Genomic DNA, 16,848 nt, shown 5'->3' with positions numbered 1-16,848 from the left:
ACCCGCTTGGGCTTGGCTTAGCCGTTGACGACGACGCCTGCGCCTCCTGCGATTGGCGCAGCAAAAGCCGGGCGCTGACGTCGCAGCCGTGCCAAATTCTGCACCACGCTGCGACCATAGCCGGGCACGCCGGGGCGGTTCTGATTGTCGCAACCGTGCCGGGCCAGAATGTCACCATCAACAAGCGCCTTGCCGTTCTTTTCATGGCGCTGAAGCAGCAGACGCAGTTTTTCCCCCTTGGCGTGGGGACGGGCCAGAGAAGGCACGCCCAGCCCCGCCCTGAGCCCAGGCCGCGTGGCAAAAAGACTGGCGCGATAGGGTTTGGACAGCGCCTGCAGCGCCATTGGACCGGGTAGAAAGCTCTCTACCGGGGCGCCGTCGGCGAACACCACCTCATGCGCGAGCAACATCACATGCCAATAGCGGACCACTCCAGCACCTGTCGCCTGAGTGATGCCATCCAGTCCCAGCAGCTTCTTGGCAGGAACAAAAACCTCAGGGGTGGCGAACAGACGCTCGGCAATACGCGAGGCGATCAGGACACGATGCTGCGGCGAAACCCGAAGTGCGACGGCAGGCAGCGGCCTGCCAGCACCATCCCGCCCCAGCGCACCAGCCGCGATATGGATCGGCGCCGTACGCGGCGCTGCGCGCACCTCCTCCTGCCCGATCCAGACGACTGGCTGAGGACCATTGTCCAATGTCTGCAGATATTCCCCGATTTGCATATCCTCCACAGCGACCTCCCCTGCCGGTGTGCGCAGGCGGGTGCCCTGTGCAAAGCAGACCACAAAGGCGTTCGGATCACGGTCGCTATAGGCGCCCATGTATTCGTCGCCCGACAGTTTGGTGATCTTGATCGATTTGATTGGCGCATCGTCGAAGACATCGTTCTCGATCGATCCATCGGCATATGGTGCGAGAAACACCCGCCCCATATCATCCTGCAGGGCAACCATCGTGGCCTCAACCCACGTGCCTCCTACAAAAGACAGTTGAACCGTGTATTCGATAATGCTGTCGAGTTCAGAGGAGGCGCCCTGAAAGATCACATCCTCAGAAGTTTGGCCCATGTCGTTTTCCTGAGTGACGCCATCACCATCGACATCCTCCAGGGTCAGATCTTCAAGCTGTTTGTAGAGCGGGTCCTGATTGGAGCCAAAGCTCTTTCCCACAAGGGCGCTAGCATTTTCCGAGGTCCAGTTCGCTTCGTCCGGGTCCATATCGGAAAATGTCCCGATATAGATGGCCTTAAACGTGTAGTTCGGCATGTTGACCTCTCGTAGTAATTTCCGATTCTCAACATTCCAGACCCAGCTTAACGTAGGGTAATCCTGGGTCCGCAGATCGATCACATTTGCGATAGAGACCCGATCCGTAGAAATACGCGGTCTTCTCCGTATCGTTGACTTCCCTACGGGTGTTGGTCAGAACTTCTGCAACCTGGCTGATGAGGGAGATGGATATGAAGAAGGTTTACGCCAACGCTGCCGAGGCGCTGGACGGGCTGTTGCACGATGGCATGTTCATCGCGGCTGGCGGCTTTGGTCTGTGCGGCATTCCGGAACTGCTGCTGGAGGCCATCAAGGAGGCAGGCACAAAGGATCTGACCTTTGCCTCCAACAACGCAGGCGTTGATGATTTCGGCATCGGCATTCTGCTGCAGACCAAGCAGGTGAAAAAGATGATCTCCTCCTACGTGGGGGAAAACGCCGAATTCATGCGCCAGTATCTGAGCGGCGAGCTGGAGCTGGAGTTCAACCCGCAAGGCACCCTGGCAGAGCGCATGCGCGCCGGCGGTGCGGGCATCCCCGGCTTTTTCACCAAAACCGGCGTGGGCACCGTGATTGCCGAAGGCAAGATGGAAAAGCAGTTCCCCACCGGGCCGGACGGCGCGATGGAAGACTACATCATGGAGGAAGGCATCTTTGCCGACCTCGCCATCGTCAAGGCATGGAAAGCGGATGAAACCGGCAACCTGGTGTTCCGCAAGACCGCGCGCAACTTCAACGTGCCGGCTGCAACCTGCGGCAAGGTCTGCGTGGTTGAAGTCGAGGAAATCGTGCCCACCGGCTCGCTCAATCCGGACTCGATCCACCTGCCCGGCATCTACGTGCACCGCATCATCAAGGGCGAGCACGAGAAACGCATCGAACAGCGCACTGTGCGCCCGGCAGCAAAGTAAGGAGACCGCGATATGGCATGGGACCGCAATCAAATGGCCGCCCGCGCGGCGCAGGAACTGCAGGACGGTTGGTATGTGAACCTCGGCATCGGGATTCCGACGCTGGTCAGCAACCACATCCCCGAAGGCGTCGAAGTCACGCTGCAGTCCGAAAACGGCATGCTGGGCATGGGCCCCTTCCCGATAGAAGGTGAAGAAGACGCCGACCTGATCAACGCCGGCAAGCAGACCATCACCGAGCTGCCGCAGACCGCATATTTCGACTCGGCGCAGTCCTTTGCGATGATCCGCGGCGGCAAGATCGCCATGGCGATCCTTGGCGCGATGGAAGTGGCCGAAAACGGTGATCTGGCAAACTGGATGATCCCCGGCAAGCTCGTGAAGGGCATGGGCGGCGCAATGGATCTGGTGGCCGGTGTCGGCCGCGTGGTGGTGGTCATGGACCACACCAACAAACATGGCGACAGCAAGGTGCTGAAAGAATGCACCCTGCCCCTGACCGGCAAGGGCGTGGTGGACCGCATCATCACCAACCTTGGCGTGCTGGATGTGGTCGAGGGCGGTTTGAAGATCGTCGAGACCGCCGAGGGCGTCAGCGAAGATGAGCTGCGCGCAGCGACACAGGCGACCATCGTCGACTGAACGCTGCCCCAGTAAATCGACCCAGAACGACAAAGGCCCGCCAGGTTTCCCGGCGGGCCTTTTCTTTTGCAGGGTGCGCCACCGCGATGGTGCTTTCACGCGCCGCTTATTTCTGGTGTGGCCATCGCCGGATGTCCCGGGCGGCTGCGGGGCCTGAGCGACGTCCAGAGCGGCAATGTTGCGGGTGTCAGGATCTCATACATATGAACCCGCTTGTCGTGCCAATTGACGCTCATCTCGCGACCATCCTCGAATACGACAACACAGTAGTCGTCTGAGTTCAGGTCACAACTGTCCCGCCCCAATACGCTGACGATCACAGGATCAATAAGATGCCGCTGCACCAGCACGGTCGCTTTGACCGTCTTGCCGGTGACAAACAGGCCACCAAAGATCAGTGCAACCGCGACGGCAATCAGGCCAAAGCCCGAGAAATTGGCCAACGGGTTGGCCTTGGCGATACTTGGTGCGAAGGCAACAAAAACCAAACGTCCGAAAAAGCCGACAAAGGCGATGGCTCCGATCAGGATGAGATTGCTGCTCATCCCTTGGGAACCTGCGGCAATGGCCGCTGGATCAATACCCAAATCCAAATCACTGTCTCCAAATACAGAGGTCTCAAATATGCCCCTATAAGACACCAGAATTCGGGCAGAATAATGATGTCACATGACATCAATTGCGATTTATAAAAAAGAGAAGGGTCGCAGCCGATCCGGGCTTCAGTTCATCTGACGAAAGACGCAGCCATCAGTGATCAGCTCTGGCGGGGTCATACACAGGCCCCGCGCCACCTGAAAGGCGGCCAGAACCTTTGGCACATAGTCACGCGTCTCGGCAAAGGGCGGCACACCGGCATGGCTGCGCACTGCACCCTCTCCCGCGTTATAGCCCGCAAGCACCAAGATCGGGTCACGATCGAACTCTGCCATCAACCAGTTCAGATAGCTCACTCCGCCCCTGATGTTCTGTGCACTGTCAAAAGCGTCCTCGACACCAAAGCGGCGGGCCGTGTCCGGCATCAGCTGCATCAGCCCCTCGGCCCCCACACGGCTCACCGCGCCAGTCTTGCCTGCGGACTCGACTGCGATCACCGCCAAGACCAATGCCGGCGAGACATCTGTTCCAACGCTCGCGGTCAGGATATCGATGCCGCGTTCTGATGCGATATCCTGCAAGACCTGCAATCGCGGCGCGGCCACCGGCGTTTCCCCTCCAAGGGCGGCAAGGGCCTGGCTCAATCGGCCCGGCCCTGCGTCACTCAGCTTGTCTGAGACACTGCCCCAGAACCCACTATAGCTCCCCTCAGGCGCATCAGGCACAACATGTCCATCCGGTGCCAGGACAGCGGAGGTGATCTCCGGCTCCGGTTCGATCTGAATGGTAATGCGTTTTTGGGCGCCCGGTTTCGGTGGCCGGATACGTTTGGCTTCGAACTCCGGAAAGGGGGCAGGCACCTTGCGAACAGAATCGGCAGCCTCCTGGGCCTGTGATTCCCTGCCGGGAAGACCAGAAACAGCCAGAAAACAGCTCAGGACCAGCAAAACAGCGGTGGGATATCTCATTTCGGCGCTCGGACTCGGGATTCTTTTGCCGAAAGCCTCTGCGAGTCGGCGCCCGAAATCCAGTTTAGCGGCCAAGATTCTGGCGGTTTTGCCATATTTACCAAGATCTGCCGCCCCAGGGTCACGGGTATTTACGAGACGTAAAAGTTAATTCCCTTACAAATCAGTCCACTAGGGCGATTTTCCCCGAAAAGTTAAACTTCGGCAAATGAGTCCGCGTTTCAGCCCAAATCCTGCCACGCTCCACTGGCTATATGTGTTCATACCAAGTCGGACAGAGCTTCGCAGGAGAGAGCAGGCTCACAACGGACGACAGGGTTACTTAAACCTTAGATCCTTTGGAGGGACGAACCATGATCAAATTCTTCAAAAACTTCCGCAAAGACGAATCCGGCGCCGTGACTGTTGACTGGGTTGTTCTGACCGCTGCTGTTGCTGCTCTGGCAGGTGTTGTTTACACCTCCATCGAAAACGGCGCGTCCAACCTGACCTCCGCGACCGGTTCCTACCTGGGCACCAAAGGTCCGACCGACTCCTAAGTCGTACCTGATCTGACGAGTTATTGGGCCGCGTCTTTTGTCGAAGGCGCGGCCCTTTGCCCAAGGAACCTTCGGTCTGCGAGGTCCACCATGAATACGTTCAAGCAATTCCTTGCCAAAGAAGACGGTGCGGTCACCGTGGACTGGGTTGTTCTGACCGCTGCAATCGTCGGGCTGGCTGTTCTTATCGCCGCCTCGATGGAAGAAGGCGCGTTGGGGCTGGCTGATCTGCTGGCAGCTTACATGTCCAACTGGTCATTCAGCTGATTTCCAATCGTCTTCCCGCATTTATGCGGTGACGGGACAGAACGCCCGGTTCAGGCAACGGTTTGATCGATCCAGGCACCGGTGTTGTTACGACAACACCGGCTGCTACTGATGAGAGGTACCACTATGCGTGCAGTTTTCGGACTTGTCCTAATTGTCGGTATCGCCCTCGCCGGGGGGGCGGTCATGATGGCAAAGAATTACATCACAGCCTACCAGAATGCGCTTGCTGAGGAACGGGCATCCCGCGGAGAGGTGATCCCGTTGGTTGATGTCTTTATCGCAAACGAGCCGTTAAAATATGGCGAACGCCTAACACCGGAACGTGTCCGCGCTGTGCGATGGCCGCAAAATGCCATTCCCGAAGGGGCGTTCCTGACCGCAGAAGAGCTGTTTCCACCTCAAGCCGAGGAAAAGCCCCGCGTGGTTTTGCGGACCATGGAAAAAGACGAGGCAATCCTGGCGATCAAAGTCACCAAACCCGGTGAGGATGCGGGCCTGACATCGCGGCTGGAACGCGGCATGCGGGCATTTGCCATCCGGGTCGACGTCTCTTCTGGCGTGTCGGGTTTTCTGCGTCCCGGCGATCGGGTCGATGTCTACTGGACAGGTCGCGTCGACGACCAGACAAGCGAACGCAGTGGCGATTTCACCCGCTTGATCCAGGCCAACATCGAACTGATCGCAATCGACCAGAGCGCTGGCTCGGATCTCGACGGAGCCACCATCGCCCGCACGGTGACCGTCTCTGCACGGCCCGAACAGGTCGCCGCTCTGGCACAGGCCCAGAGCACCGGTCGCCTGACCTTGTCACTTGTCGGTGCCGAGGATGACACTGTGGCCTCCGTGATCGAGGTCGACCAGCGATCGCTCCTTGGTCTGACCGCCATCGAAGCGCCGCAGCAGGCCGAAAAAGAGAAGGTCTGCACCATCCGGACCCGCCGGGGCGCGGAAGTTGTCGAAATCCCGATCCCCTGCACGAACTGAGTTTCCTGCAAGACAATCAATCAGATAACACATTAAACGCCGCTCATACCCTGGGCGGCGTTTGTATGTCATGTGACCTCTGCCCCACAGGTGAGAGACTGTAGAAACCTCTTGGAAACCATTGATTATTGCAAAAATTCTCGTTCTCGCGCACAGTGGCGCAAACAGCGGGCAAAAAGACCCGGTATTGAGGCGTGATCGGAAAGGCAGGTCACATGGCTTTTAGACGGTATTTTGCGGCGGCCCTGACGGGGCTTTCGCTTATGGTAATGCCCAGTGCACAGGGTGCTTGGGCCGAAGGTTTGCGCGTGGTCAAAAAGGGCACGTCCTCCAACCTCGAAGTCCCGATGAACCGGGCGGTGGTTGTCGAGAGCGACGTTCCGTTTTCCGAACTCAGCATCGCGAACCCCAGCATCGCTGACATTTCCTCTCTTTCCGACCGCACCATCTATGTGCTGGGCAAATCGCCGGGCCTGACCACCCTCACGCTTTTGGATGCATCGGGTCGCCTGATCACCAACGTCGATGTACGCGTTGCGGCCGATGTGAGCGAGTTCAAGGAGCGCCTCCGTCAGATCCTGCCCGGCGAAAAGATCGAAGTGCGCACCGCAAACGACGGCATCGTGCTGTCCGGTGTGGTGTCCAGTTCTGCCCGCCTGCAACGGGCGCTGGATTTGGCCGAACGCTATGCGCCTGATCGCGTCAGCAATCTGATGTCGGTGGGCGGCGTTCAGCAGGTCATGCTGAAAGTACGCTTTGCCGAAATGCAGCGCACTGTTTCCAAATCCCTCAGCGCATCGCTCGGTGTGAACGGCGGCAATAGCGTTGGCGTGAACGGCGGGACCAGCACCCTCAACACCCAAGGCGCGCTGACCAACAGCCTGACCGGCAATATCCCGGCTGCCAATGACAACACCGGCGCATTTGTCTTCGGCTTCAACGCAGGTGCATTTCAGGTGAACCTGCTGCTCGAGGCGCTGGAGCAGAAGGGCGTTGTGCGCACCCTGGCGGAGCCGAACCTCTCTGCCCTGTCGGGACAAGAGGCCAAGTTCCTCGCAGGTGGCGAATATCCTATCCCCGTCGCGCAGGAAGACGGCGTTATCACGATTGAGTTCAAACCTTTCGGGATCGAGCTGAATTTCATCCCCCGTGTCGTTGATGCGGATGTGATCAATCTGGAAATGAAGGCCGCGGTCTCTGCCATTGATCCCACCAACTCTATCGAATTGAACGGCCTCAACATCGCAGCCTTCTCCCGCCGCGAAAGCGTCACGACGGTTGAAATGCGCGACGGAGAGAGCTTTGCGATTGCGGGCCTGATCCGCGACGAATTCCGTGACAATTCCTCCCAATTGCCTTGGATCGGTGATGTGCCGGTGCTTGGCTCGCTGTTCCGCAGCGCCAACTACCAGCGGGCTCAGACCGAACTCGTGATTATCGTCAGCGCTCATCTGGTCACACCGACCCGCGGCGAAGCGCTCAGCCTGCCGACCGATCGCATTCGCCCGCCGAGCGAAACCGACCTCTTCCTGTTTGGCAATGTTGCGCGCGAACGCAAAGGGCCGGCCAGCGAAGTCGCGAAACAGGATTTCAACGGCTCTTACGGCTACGTCTTGGACTGAACGGAAGGGAATTGGGGCAGATGATCAGATATGCAGCACTCTTTGGCCTGTCCCTGACGGTTGCGGCCTGTAGCAACGAAGCTGGCGAACCTCTGGATCGCGCTGTCTTTGGCAATGCCACCACATCCAATGCCGCGGTGATGGCGGGCGAGCGGGACTTCGCCATCCAGCTCGCTACCCGTTTTGCAGAAGACGTCCCAACCACCATCAACTTTGCCTTCGACAGCGCCCAGCTTGATGCCGAGGCCCGCGCGATTCTGGACCAGCAGGCCCATTGGATCCGCCAATTCCCCGAAGTGCGCTTCCGCGTCTACGGCCACACCGATGCCGTGGGCTCCAACAGCTACAACAAGACCCTTGGCCTGCGCCGCGCCCGCGCCGCCGTGTCCTACCTCGTATCACGTGGAATCAGCCGCAGTCGCTTGCAAGCCGTTGTTTCCTTTGGCGAAACACAGCCGCTCATTCCGACATCGGATCGCGAACGCCGCAACCGCCGCACCGTCACCGAGGTCAGCGGTTTCCTGAAGCGTCATCCGACTGTTCTTGATGGGAAATACGCGCAGATCATCTACCGCGAATATGTGGAAAGCGCCGTACCGCGCACCACGCTGACCAGCGAGCGGTCTTTGCGCACAGCGCTGGAATAAGCCGCGCGGACTGTCCGGCAACAAGGTTAGCATCGGTTAACCTTGTTTACGCCTGATTAACAATTCCCCACAAATGGGCGGCCTTGGCCCCAATCTCGCCCAGATCTTCCCCGACATTGTTCTCAGAGGCAAAGTGTATCCAGACGCAGGATTCACGTGAAGCGTGACTGCCCGAATCTGGTGACACGCCTGAGAGAAGGATAACGGTGATGAGCAGCGGTATGCCGCAGACAGAAGCGAATGCAATTGTTGCCTGCACGATCAGTCGCGATGTGCAGAACTTCGATCTGCTGATCGAAGACATGGAAACCGCCATGGGGGAATCCTGGGGTGATCTGGGCTTCAACGAGGCATTGGCTTTCTTCAACCAAAGCGAAGCCGAAGCGCTGGAATTCGTAGCGCTGGCGTTGGACAGCGAAGATGAATCCAATCTGGCCCTGATGGGCACCATCATCACCGAGGCGAAAGCCCGCAATATCAAGGTGATCCTGATCGCCGAGGATGTCACGCCGACCGCCCTGCACAGCCTGCTGCGTCAGGGCGCGGATGAGTTCATCCCCTACCCGCTGCCCGAACAAGAGCTGCAGTCAGCGATTGAACGTCTGCGCATGGCAGAGGCAGAGCGCCATCAGGAACCCCAGCACCAGCTGAAAAGCGGCAGCAAGCGCGACGGAGCGGTCATCGTCTGTCACGGGCTTGCCGGTGGTTGCGGATCAACCACAATGGCCGTGAACCTCGCCTGGGAACTCGCCCAGCTGTCCAGCAGCGAAACCCCCAGTGTCTGCCTTCTCGATCTTGATCTGCAATACGGCTCGGTTGCGACCTATCTTGATCTGCCACGCCGCGAAGTGGTGATGGAAATGCTCAGCGAAACCGAAACGCTGGACGAAGACGTCTTTGGCCAGGCGCTGGTGACCTTCCAGGACAAGCTGCAGGTTCTCACCGCGCCGGTCGACATGATCCCGCTTGATTTCATCACACCAGAAGACATCGAGCGCGTGATCGAACTGGCCCGCAGCCACTTTGACTTTGTGGTGATCGACATGCCCCACACGTTGGTGCAGTGGTCGGAAACCGTCCTGAACATGGCCCATGTCTATTTCTCCATGCTGGAACTGGACATGCGCTCGGCGCAGAACGCGCTTCGCCTGAAACGGGCACTGCAATCTGAGGACCTGCCGTTTGAAAAACTGCGCTTTGCCCTCAACCGCGCGCCCAAATTCACCGATCTCAGCGGCAAGAGCCGCGTGAAACGGATGGCGGAATCACTGGGTATCTCCATTGACCTGCAGCTGCCCGACGGCGGCAAGCAGGTCGCGCAGAGCTGCGATCACGGCTCTCCGCTGGCCAGCTCGGCGGCAAAGAACCCGCTGCGCAAGGAGATCCTGAAACTGGCGCAATCATTGCACGACCTCGGACAGAGCGAAGCTGCTGCCTGAACCGACCGTAACCTGGGGCGTTTTCCATGTTTTCCAAGTACAAACGACAGTCTGCCACTGCCAAGCCAGCCGCCGCGGCCCAGCCCAAGGCGGCACCGGCCCCCGAGGCCCAGCCCAAGGCGCCTGCCCCGGCGGCTGCGACTCTGCGCAAGCCGGCAGCGCGCACTAAGGCCGAGGCCGCGCCAGCGGACAAGGAGCGCAAGCGCAAGGAACGCATGGGTGAAATCAAGATCCAGCTGCACCGAGAGCTGCTGGAAAACCTGAACCTCGCAGCGCTGGAACGCGCCAGCGAGGCAGAGCTGCGCGCAGAGATTTCCTCTATCGCCTCCGAAATCCTGGAAGAGCGCGGCATTGTGCTGAACCGCGAGGATCGGCAAACCCTGAACAAAGAGCTCTACGACGAGGTCACTGGCCTTGGTCCGCTGGAGACCCTTTTGCAGGACGACACCGTCAGCGATATTCTGGTGAACGGCCCCCAACAGGTCTTTGTTGAGCGCGAAGGCAAGCTGCAACTCAGCGATGTGACCTTCAAGGATGAAAAGCACCTGATGCGGATCATCGACAAGATCGTCTCTGCTGTGGGGCGCCGCGTCGATGAATCAAACCCCTATGTGGACGCCCGTCTCGCAGATGGCTCGCGCTTCAACGCGATGGTGCCGCCGATTGCGGTGGATGGCTCTCTGGTGTCGATCCGTAAGTTCAAAAAGGACAAACTGGGCATCGACGACCTGGTGAATTTCGGCGCCTTTACCGAAGAAATGGCCGCCTATCTGCAGGCCGCCGTCTCGACCCGCCTGAACGTGATCGTCTCGGGCGGTACCGGTTCCGGTAAAACCACCACGCTGAACGCGCTGTCGTCTTTCATCGACAACGCCGAGCGCATTCTGACCATCGAGGACACTGCGGAACTTCAGCTGCAGCAGACCCATGTGGGCCGGATGGAAAGCCGCCCGCCCAACGTCGAGGGTAAGGGCGAGGTGTCCCCCCGCGACTGTCTGAAAAACGCGCTGCGGATGCGCCCCGACCGCATCATCGTGGGTGAAACCCGCGGCGAGGAAGTCATCGACATGCTGCAGGCCATGAACACCGGCCACGACGGCTCGATGACGACGATCCACGCCAACTCTGCCCGCGACGGGATTTCGCGTCTGGAAAACATGATCGCCATGGCCGGGATTGAAATGCCGATCAAGGCGGTGCGCAGCCAGATTGCATCAGCTGTGAACCTGATCGTGCAGGCCTCGCGCCTGCAGGATGGCTCGCGCCGGATGACCTCGATCACCGAAATCACCGGGATGGAGGGCGACGTGATCTCCATGCAGGAGATCTTCCGCTTCCAGCGCGTGGGCCTGACGCCCGACAACAAGATCATCGGTCATTTCACGGCAACCGGCGTGCGCAGCCACTTCTCCGAGCGCTTCCGCCTGTGGGGCTATGACCTGCCGCCGTCGATCTACGAGCCGACCGTAATGGAGGCACGCTGATGCAACTGAGTGCAGAACCAATCATCTATGGCCTGATCTTCATCGGCGTTCTGGTGCTGGTCGAAGGTCTCTATCTGGTGACGTTCGGCAAATCCATCAGCCTCAACAGCAAGGTGAACCGCCGGCTGGAGATGATGGACAAGGGCGCTAATCGCGAACAGGTGCTGGAGCAGCTGCGCAAAGAAATGCGCCAGCACATGAGCGCCAAGTCCATTCCGCTTTACTCTCTGCTGGCTGAACGCGCGCAAAAGGCGGCGATCGCCTTTACCCCGCGCCAGTTGATTCTGGTGATGGCGGGGGTTGCCGCGTTGGCCTTTGTCGGGCTGAGCGTCGGCACCTCGGCCGAAGTCCCGCTGCGAGTGATGGCCTCTATCATCATTGGCGTCGGTGCGGTCTTTTTCTGGGTCAACAAAAAAGCCGCCAAGCGGATGTCCATGATCGAAGAACAGCTGCCCGACGCGGTTGAACTGATGGTGCGCTCCCTGCGGGTGGGCCACCCGTTTGCCTCTGCCGTGCAGATCGTTGCCAACGAAGTCGAAGACCCGCTCGCCACCGAATTCGGCATCATCGCAGACGAAAGCGCCTATGGCCGCGATGTCGGTGAGGCGCTCAAGGAAATGGCCGAACGTCTGGACATGCAGGATATGCGTTTCCTTGCGGTGGCGGTGACGATCCAGCAGCAATCCGGCGGCAACCTGGCTGAGGTTCTGGCAGGTCTTGCCAAGGTGATCCGGGCCCGCTTCCGCCTGTTTCGCCGCGTGAAGGCGATCACCGCCGAAGCGCAGTGGTCGGGCAAGTTCCTTTCGGGTTTCCCGCTGTTCTGCCTGGGCGGCATTCTGGCCAAGGATCCGGGCTATTACGACAGTGTCATCGACCACCCGTGGTTCATTCCGGCCTGCTTTGTTGTCGGCGCCATGCTGACCGTAAACCTCTTTGTCATGCGCATGCTGACAAACATCAAGGTATGAGGACCCGATCATGACATCTCTGAACGATATCAACGATCTTCTCATCAACCAATTCGGCCCCTTCGGCCCCTTGCTGGCGGTTGGTCTTCTGGGTCTTTTCATGATCCTTCTGGCCATTCCGCTGCTGCTGAACCAGCCCGAAGACCCGATGAAGAAGCTGCAGCGCAGCATGTCGGAAAGCACACGGGACAAGAAGCCACAAAAGGAACGCCTCCGCCAGGCGGACCGCAATGAACAGCTGCAGAAATTCGCCTCCTTCCTGGAACCCCAGAACGCAGACGAACTCTCCGCGATGGAGCTGAAACTGCGGCAGGCGGGCTATCAGTCCAAAGACTCCGTGCGCCTGTTCCACTTTGCCCAGTTCGCCTTGGGCCTTGTCGGTCTGGTTGCCGGTCTGGTCTATGTCTATGTGCTGAACGCCGACATGGAATACGACAGCCAGCAGATGATCATCCGCATCATCGGCCCCGGTGCGGCGGCCTACATGCTGCCAAAGTACTGGATCACCCGCCGCATCGAAGAGCGTAAACAGGAAATCACCTCCGGCTTTCCGGATGCGCTTGATATGATGCTGGTCTGCGTCGAGGCAGGTCAGTCTCTGGATCAGGCGATTGTGCGTGTGGCCAAGGAACTCCATGCCTCCTACCCCGCCCTCGCCGAAGAGTTCGAGGTCGTCGCCTACGAAATGAAGGCGGGCAAGGAAAAGGACAAGGTTCTGCGCGACATGGGCACCCGCTGCGGTGTGCAGGATGTGTCCTCCTTTGTGACCGTGATGATCCAGTCCGCCACTTTTGGTACCTCCATCGCTGATGCGCTGCGGGTCTATGCCGGGGAAATGCGTGACAAACGTGTGATGCGCGCCGAAGAGGCCGCAAACAAGTTGCCAACAAAAATGACCCTTGCCACAATGACACTCACGGTGCCGCCGCTGCTGATCATTCTGGTCGGACCCTCGGCGCAGGGCATCGCCAACCTGGGCAATATGAGCAAATAACACATGATGACTTTGGGTTGGGCCCTCCCCTCCCGTCTTTGTCGACTGATGTCCGCCACCCTCGCAACTGCGTTGGTGGCGGCTTGCATGTCTGCGGGCGGCAAACCAGACCCCGACGATCCGCTTGCCTCTCCGCTGGCACCGGGGGTGGATCCGCGCGGTGAAACCACCAGCGGGCTGATCGTGGGCCATCGCCTGATGGCCGCCGAAGAATATGAGCTGGCGCTCGACGCCTTTACCCGCGCCGCACTGGAAGAAGGGCTCACCGCCGAGGTGCTGTCCGGCCTTGGCAGCGCCAACCTGGGTCTGGGCCGGCTGGGTCAGGCAGAAACCCACCTGCGCCGCGCTGTCGAACGTGATCCGGAGTGGCCTGCCGCGCTCAACAACCTCGGCGTGGTGCTGATGGAACGGCAGAAATACCCCGAAGCAGAGCAAATCCTGCGCCGGGCCTTTGCGCTCAATAATGGCGAAAGTGACGCAATCCGTGAAAATTTCCGCCTCGCCCTCGCCAAGCTTGACCAAAGCGCACATAGTGAAACGCAAAAACAAGGCTACGCATTGGTGCAGCGCGGTGGTGGCAGCTATTTGATTCGCACGTCCCCCTAGGCCGCACCTGCGAGAGCGAGGCAGAGCAGCACAAAGGACGCAAAAATGCGCCAGCAGTTTTTCGTATCCGCATGTCTGGTTGGTGGGCTGGTCCTGTCGGCCTGCGCCAAGGATGACACCGAAGCCGTCGATCGCGCCTTTCAGGAAGTGAACGTCGTCGACGAAAGCAACCTCAACGACGTGATGCTGACTGTTGCGGACCCGAACGAGGCCGTGACCTACTTCCAGCGCACTCTCAAATCAGATCCGGACCGCATCGACCTGAACCGCGGCCTGGCGTTGTCGCTGATCCGCGCCAAGCGCGACACCGAAGCGGTCTCTGCCTGGCAAAAGGTCGTATCGCTCCCCGGAGCCACCAACGAAGATCGCGTCCAGCTGGCCGATGCATTGATCCGCACCAGCAACTGGGATGCAGCGAAATCCACCCTCAACGCCGTGCCCCCCACCCACGAGACCTATCAACGCTACCGCCTTGAGGCGATGGTGGCCGACTCCTCCAAGGACTGGAGCCGCGCTGACAGCTTTTATCAAACCGCCGTCGGCCTCACCACGCAGCCGGCGCGAGTGATGAACAACTGGGGCTATTCCAAACTGACCCGCGGCGACTACGCCGAGGCAGAGCGCCTGTTTGCAGACGCCATCCGCCAGGATCCCAACCTGTTCACCGCCAAGAACAACATGGTTCTGGCCCGCAGTGCACAGCGCAACTACACCCTGCCGGTGATCCCGCTTGATCAGGTTGAGCGCGCAGAACTTCTGCACACGCTCGGTCTCTCTGCGATCAAGCAGGGCGACATCCAGACCGGCGAAAGCCTGCTGCGTCAGGCAATTTCCACCCACCCGCAGCATTTCGACGCCGCCGCACGCGCGCTCGAAGCGCTGGAAAACGGCTAAGACGGAGCCAGCCCGAAATGGTGATCTCGGCCCATGTCGCCCTGTGGTTCCTGCCCTTCGTCGCACCCCTGTGCTTTGTCGTGGCGCTGAGCGACCTGCGCCAGATGCGTATCCCGAATTGGACGGTTGACCTGCTGGCGGCGATCTTCGTGATCGTCGGCCCGTTCCTGATGAGCTGGTCAGACTACGGCTGGCAGCTCGTCCATCTGCCAGCGGGCATTGCGCTTGGCTTTCTGTGCTACAGCGCTGGCATGGTGGGCGCAGGAGACGCCAAATTCGCAGGCGCCGCAGCCCCTTTCGTGGCCTTTGGTGATCTGTCGATCGTGGTCATGATCTTTTCGGCCATGCTGCTGGCCGGGTTCCTGACCCATCGCCTCGTCAAATACACCCCTCTGCGCCGACTGGCCCCCGACTGGAAAAGCTGGGATGTCGGCAGCAAATTTCCCATGGGGCTCTGCCTTGGTGGCACGCTTGTGGTCTACCTCATCCTTGGGGCACGGCTGGGTCAGGTCGCAACCGGCTGACCCCACCACAGCTTGCTAAAATCCTGCCTATCTCGCACCGGCTTTCGCGGAATTGCACCAGCTTTGCCCCGCTTGTGCCACAGTGCTGAATAAACTCTTGCCTGACGCAGCCTGCGGGCTGCCGTTCTCAGCCGTCAGCGAGCAACAAGAAGGCAGGCCGCACCATGAACATGCAGACATCCGCCGTGATCGCGCCCCCGGCCCCGCGTGGCCTGGAACAGATGCAGCTCCCCCTCGTGATGATGCGGGACATTCTGCTCAAGACGATCTTTCGCAAGACCTGCGAAAACGTCAGCGAGATCGCCGCAGCCATCTGCCTGCCGATCCCCGTCACCCAGGAATTGGTGGATATCGCCCGCGAGCAGAAACTGCTGGAAGCCACAGGTACGCTCAATGCGAATGCCGGCAATGAAATGGGCTATCAGCTGACCGACGCAGGCAAGGCGCGCGCGATGGATGCCCTCAGCCAGTCGGAATACTACGGCGCCATGCCGGTCCCGCTGGAGGTCTACCGCGAGCAGGTCAAACGCCAGTCGATCCGCAATATCCTCGTGACCCGCCAGCAGCTTGTTGATGCGATGGGCCATCTTGTGCTGCCCGACAGCTTGCTCGACCATCTTGGCCCCGCCGTCAGCGCCGGGCGCTCGATCCTGATGTATGGCCCGCCCGGCAACGGTAAATCCTCGATTTCAAACGGGATCCGCGACGCGCTTGGCGATCACGTCTATGTGCCGCGCGCCATCGAATACGCAGGCCAGGTCATCACCGTCTACGACCCGATCGTGCACAATGCAGTGCCTCTTCCGGAAGACGACCCAAACAGCCTGCGTCGCGCCCGCCGGTTTGATACCCGCTACGTGATGTGTGAACGCCCAACGGTGATCACCGGGGGCGAATTGTCCCTGAACATGCTGGATCTGGTCTACAACCCCACCGCACGCACCTATCAGGCGCCACTGCAGCTCAAGTCCACCGGCGGCATCTTTATCGTTGATGACCTTGGCCGTCAGGCAGAACCACCGCAGGCGCTGGTCAACCGCTGGATTGTTCCGCTGGAAGAAGGCCGCGACATCCTCGCCCTGCAATCGGGTGAAAAATTTGAAGTGCCCTTCGACACGCTGGTGATTTTCTCCACCAACTTCCACCCAAACGAGATCTTCGACCAGGCGGCCCTGCGCCGGATCTTCTTCAAGATCAAGATCGACGGACCGGACCAGGAAAACTTCCTCAAGATCTTTGCGATGGTCGCGCAGAAGAAGGGCGTGCCACTGGACGAAGCGGCCTTGGTGCATCTGCTGAAACGCAAATACCCGACCATCGACAACGTCTATGCCAACTACCAGCCGGTGTTCCTCATCGATCAGATGAAGGCGATCTGCGATTTTGAAGGCATCCCCTACCAAATGTCACCCGAGCTCATTGACCGGGCCTGGGCCAATATGTTCGTCAAGGACGAGCACATCGTCAAATGAGCCAGCCCAAAGT

The 16,848-nt window shown here is 59.6% G+C and carries 18 protein-coding genes; 15 read left to right on the top strand and 3 right to left on the bottom strand.

Translation table 11 applies throughout. The features are described from left to right. Positions 1 to 17 precede the first annotated feature (17 nt). Complete coding sequence (locus KUV39_RS06400; RefSeq protein WP_222459277.1) at positions 18 to 1,271, bottom strand: Hint domain-containing protein; 1,254 nt, start codon at positions 1,269 to 1,271, stop codon at positions 18 to 20. Positions 1,272 to 1,465: 194 nt separating this feature from the next. Between KUV39_RS06400 and KUV39_RS06395 the strand changes: the two genes are divergently transcribed. After that, the gene (locus KUV39_RS06395; protein ID WP_222459276.1) at positions 1,466 to 2,185 is read left to right on the top strand and encodes a CoA transferase subunit A; all 720 of its coding nucleotides are present in this window, start codon (positions 1,466 to 1,468) and stop codon (positions 2,183 to 2,185) included. Between the two features lie 12 nt (positions 2,186 to 2,197). Next, positions 2,198 to 2,827, top strand: coding sequence for a 3-oxoacid CoA-transferase subunit B (locus tag KUV39_RS06390; RefSeq protein WP_008562820.1), 630 nt, complete (start codon positions 2,198 to 2,200; stop codon positions 2,825 to 2,827). A gap of 95 nt (positions 2,828 to 2,922) precedes the next feature. Here KUV39_RS06390 and KUV39_RS06385 read toward each other — a convergent pair whose 3' ends face one another. Further along, positions 2,923 to 3,372, bottom strand: coding sequence for a hypothetical protein (locus tag KUV39_RS06385; RefSeq protein WP_244998253.1), 450 nt, complete (start codon positions 3,370 to 3,372; stop codon positions 2,923 to 2,925). A 177-nt stretch (positions 3,373 to 3,549) separates the two neighbouring features. Further along, on the bottom strand, positions 3,550 to 4,392 hold the full coding sequence (locus tag KUV39_RS06380; RefSeq protein WP_008559193.1) for a lytic transglycosylase domain-containing protein: 843 nt from the start codon (positions 4,390 to 4,392) through the stop codon (positions 3,550 to 3,552). A 353-nt stretch (positions 4,393 to 4,745) separates the two neighbouring features. Here KUV39_RS06380 and KUV39_RS06375 point away from each other — a divergent pair, with 353 nt between their 5' ends. The 13 genes from KUV39_RS06375 to KUV39_RS06315 all read left to right on the top strand — a co-directional run bounded on the left by KUV39_RS06375 (position 4,746) and on the right by KUV39_RS06315 (position 16,835). Then, positions 4,746 to 4,931 carry a hypothetical protein gene (locus KUV39_RS06375; protein WP_008560683.1) on the top strand — a complete coding sequence of 62 codons (186 nt, stop codon included), beginning with the start codon at positions 4,746 to 4,748 and terminating at the stop codon, positions 4,929 to 4,931. A 90-nt stretch (positions 4,932 to 5,021) separates the two neighbouring features. Next, on the top strand, positions 5,022 to 5,198 hold the full coding sequence (locus KUV39_RS06370) for a hypothetical protein (RefSeq protein WP_008559765.1): 177 nt from the start codon (positions 5,022 to 5,024) through the stop codon (positions 5,196 to 5,198). A 126-nt stretch (positions 5,199 to 5,324) separates the two neighbouring features. After that, entirely contained in the window at positions 5,325 to 6,185 is an 861-nt protein-coding gene (gene cpaB, locus KUV39_RS06365; protein WP_008563271.1) for a Flp pilus assembly protein CpaB, read from the top strand. 215 nt (positions 6,186 to 6,400) lie between these two features. Next, entirely contained in the window at positions 6,401 to 7,807 is a 1,407-nt protein-coding gene (locus KUV39_RS06360) for a type II and III secretion system protein family protein (RefSeq protein WP_046210734.1), read from the top strand. A 20-nt stretch (positions 7,808 to 7,827) separates the two neighbouring features. Continuing rightward, positions 7,828 to 8,454: an OmpA family protein gene (locus KUV39_RS06355; RefSeq protein WP_046210733.1), complete on the top strand. Its 627-nt coding sequence runs from the start codon at positions 7,828 to 7,830 to the stop codon at positions 8,452 to 8,454. 209 nt (positions 8,455 to 8,663) lie between these two features. Beyond that, on the top strand, positions 8,664 to 9,893 hold the full coding sequence (locus tag KUV39_RS06350) for a CpaE/TadZ family protein (RefSeq protein WP_008560210.1): 1,230 nt from the start codon (positions 8,664 to 8,666) through the stop codon (positions 9,891 to 9,893). A 26-nt stretch (positions 9,894 to 9,919) separates the two neighbouring features. Beyond that, positions 9,920 to 11,377 carry a TadA family conjugal transfer-associated ATPase gene (locus KUV39_RS06345; RefSeq protein ID WP_209034344.1) on the top strand — a complete coding sequence of 486 codons (1,458 nt, stop codon included), beginning with the start codon at positions 9,920 to 9,922 and terminating at the stop codon, positions 11,375 to 11,377. Further along, on the top strand, positions 11,377 to 12,345 hold the full coding sequence (locus KUV39_RS06340; RefSeq protein WP_008561407.1) for a type II secretion system F family protein: 969 nt from the start codon (positions 11,377 to 11,379) through the stop codon (positions 12,343 to 12,345). Before KUV39_RS06345 ends, KUV39_RS06340 begins: the two co-directional genes overlap by 1 nt. A 10-nt stretch (positions 12,346 to 12,355) precedes the next feature. Beyond that, positions 12,356 to 13,339: a type II secretion system F family protein gene (locus KUV39_RS06335; RefSeq protein ID WP_008559848.1), complete on the top strand. Its 984-nt coding sequence runs from the start codon at positions 12,356 to 12,358 to the stop codon at positions 13,337 to 13,339. 3 nt (positions 13,340 to 13,342) lie between these two features. Then, positions 13,343 to 13,945: a tetratricopeptide repeat protein gene (locus KUV39_RS06330; RefSeq protein ID WP_037302549.1), complete on the top strand. Its 603-nt coding sequence runs from the start codon at positions 13,343 to 13,345 to the stop codon at positions 13,943 to 13,945. Positions 13,946 to 13,990: 45 nt separating this feature from the next. Further along, the gene (locus KUV39_RS06325; protein ID WP_222459274.1) at positions 13,991 to 14,839 is read left to right on the top strand and encodes a tetratricopeptide repeat protein; all 849 of its coding nucleotides are present in this window, start codon (positions 13,991 to 13,993) and stop codon (positions 14,837 to 14,839) included. Between the two features lie 17 nt (positions 14,840 to 14,856). Then, positions 14,857 to 15,363: an A24 family peptidase gene (locus KUV39_RS06320; RefSeq protein ID WP_008562802.1), complete on the top strand. Its 507-nt coding sequence runs from the start codon at positions 14,857 to 14,859 to the stop codon at positions 15,361 to 15,363. Positions 15,364 to 15,527: 164 nt separating this feature from the next. Continuing rightward, complete coding sequence (locus KUV39_RS06315; RefSeq protein WP_008558930.1) at positions 15,528 to 16,835, top strand: ATPase; 1,308 nt, start codon at positions 15,528 to 15,530, stop codon at positions 16,833 to 16,835. The last annotated feature ends 13 nt before the right edge of the window (positions 16,836 to 16,848 follow it).

This window comes from Phaeobacter italicus (genome assembly GCF_019801785.1).
GTDB lineage: Bacteria > Pseudomonadota > Alphaproteobacteria > Rhodobacterales > Rhodobacteraceae > Phaeobacter > Phaeobacter italicus.
This window is presented reverse-complemented; position numbering and strand designations above follow the sequence as displayed.

What these genes read in the sequence shown, in the direction of transcription:
- KUV39_RS06400 (WP_222459277.1), bottom strand. Translation starts at nt 1,271, where the DNA reads ATGCCGAACTACACGTTTAAGGCCATCTATATCGGGACATTTTCCGAT.
- KUV39_RS06395 (WP_222459276.1), top strand. Translation starts at nt 1,466, where the DNA reads ATGAAGAAGGTTTACGCCAACGCTGCCGAGGCGCTGGACGGGCTGTTG.
- KUV39_RS06390 (WP_008562820.1), top strand. Translation starts at nt 2,198, where the DNA reads ATGGCATGGGACCGCAATCAAATGGCCGCCCGCGCGGCGCAGGAACTG.
- KUV39_RS06385 (WP_244998253.1), bottom strand. Translation starts at nt 3,372, where the DNA reads ATGAGCAGCAATCTCATCCTGATCGGAGCCATCGCCTTTGTCGGCTTT.
- KUV39_RS06380 (WP_008559193.1), bottom strand. Translation starts at nt 4,392, where the DNA reads ATGAGATATCCCACCGCTGTTTTGCTGGTCCTGAGCTGTTTTCTGGCT.
- KUV39_RS06375 (WP_008560683.1), top strand. Translation starts at nt 4,746, where the DNA reads ATGATCAAATTCTTCAAAAACTTCCGCAAAGACGAATCCGGCGCCGTG.
- KUV39_RS06370 (WP_008559765.1), top strand. Translation starts at nt 5,022, where the DNA reads ATGAATACGTTCAAGCAATTCCTTGCCAAAGAAGACGGTGCGGTCACC.
- cpaB (WP_008563271.1), top strand. Translation starts at nt 5,325, where the DNA reads ATGCGTGCAGTTTTCGGACTTGTCCTAATTGTCGGTATCGCCCTCGCC.
- KUV39_RS06360 (WP_046210734.1), top strand. Translation starts at nt 6,401, where the DNA reads ATGGCTTTTAGACGGTATTTTGCGGCGGCCCTGACGGGGCTTTCGCTT.
- KUV39_RS06355 (WP_046210733.1), top strand. Translation starts at nt 7,828, where the DNA reads ATGATCAGATATGCAGCACTCTTTGGCCTGTCCCTGACGGTTGCGGCC.
- KUV39_RS06350 (WP_008560210.1), top strand. Translation starts at nt 8,664, where the DNA reads ATGAGCAGCGGTATGCCGCAGACAGAAGCGAATGCAATTGTTGCCTGC.
- KUV39_RS06345 (WP_209034344.1), top strand. Translation starts at nt 9,920, where the DNA reads ATGTTTTCCAAGTACAAACGACAGTCTGCCACTGCCAAGCCAGCCGCC.
- KUV39_RS06340 (WP_008561407.1), top strand. Translation starts at nt 11,377, where the DNA reads ATGCAACTGAGTGCAGAACCAATCATCTATGGCCTGATCTTCATCGGC.
- KUV39_RS06335 (WP_008559848.1), top strand. Translation starts at nt 12,356, where the DNA reads ATGACATCTCTGAACGATATCAACGATCTTCTCATCAACCAATTCGGC.
- KUV39_RS06330 (WP_037302549.1), top strand. Translation starts at nt 13,343, where the DNA reads ATGATGACTTTGGGTTGGGCCCTCCCCTCCCGTCTTTGTCGACTGATG.
- KUV39_RS06325 (WP_222459274.1), top strand. Translation starts at nt 13,991, where the DNA reads ATGCGCCAGCAGTTTTTCGTATCCGCATGTCTGGTTGGTGGGCTGGTC.
- KUV39_RS06320 (WP_008562802.1), top strand. Translation starts at nt 14,857, where the DNA reads ATGGTGATCTCGGCCCATGTCGCCCTGTGGTTCCTGCCCTTCGTCGCA.
- KUV39_RS06315 (WP_008558930.1), top strand. Translation starts at nt 15,528, where the DNA reads ATGAACATGCAGACATCCGCCGTGATCGCGCCCCCGGCCCCGCGTGGC.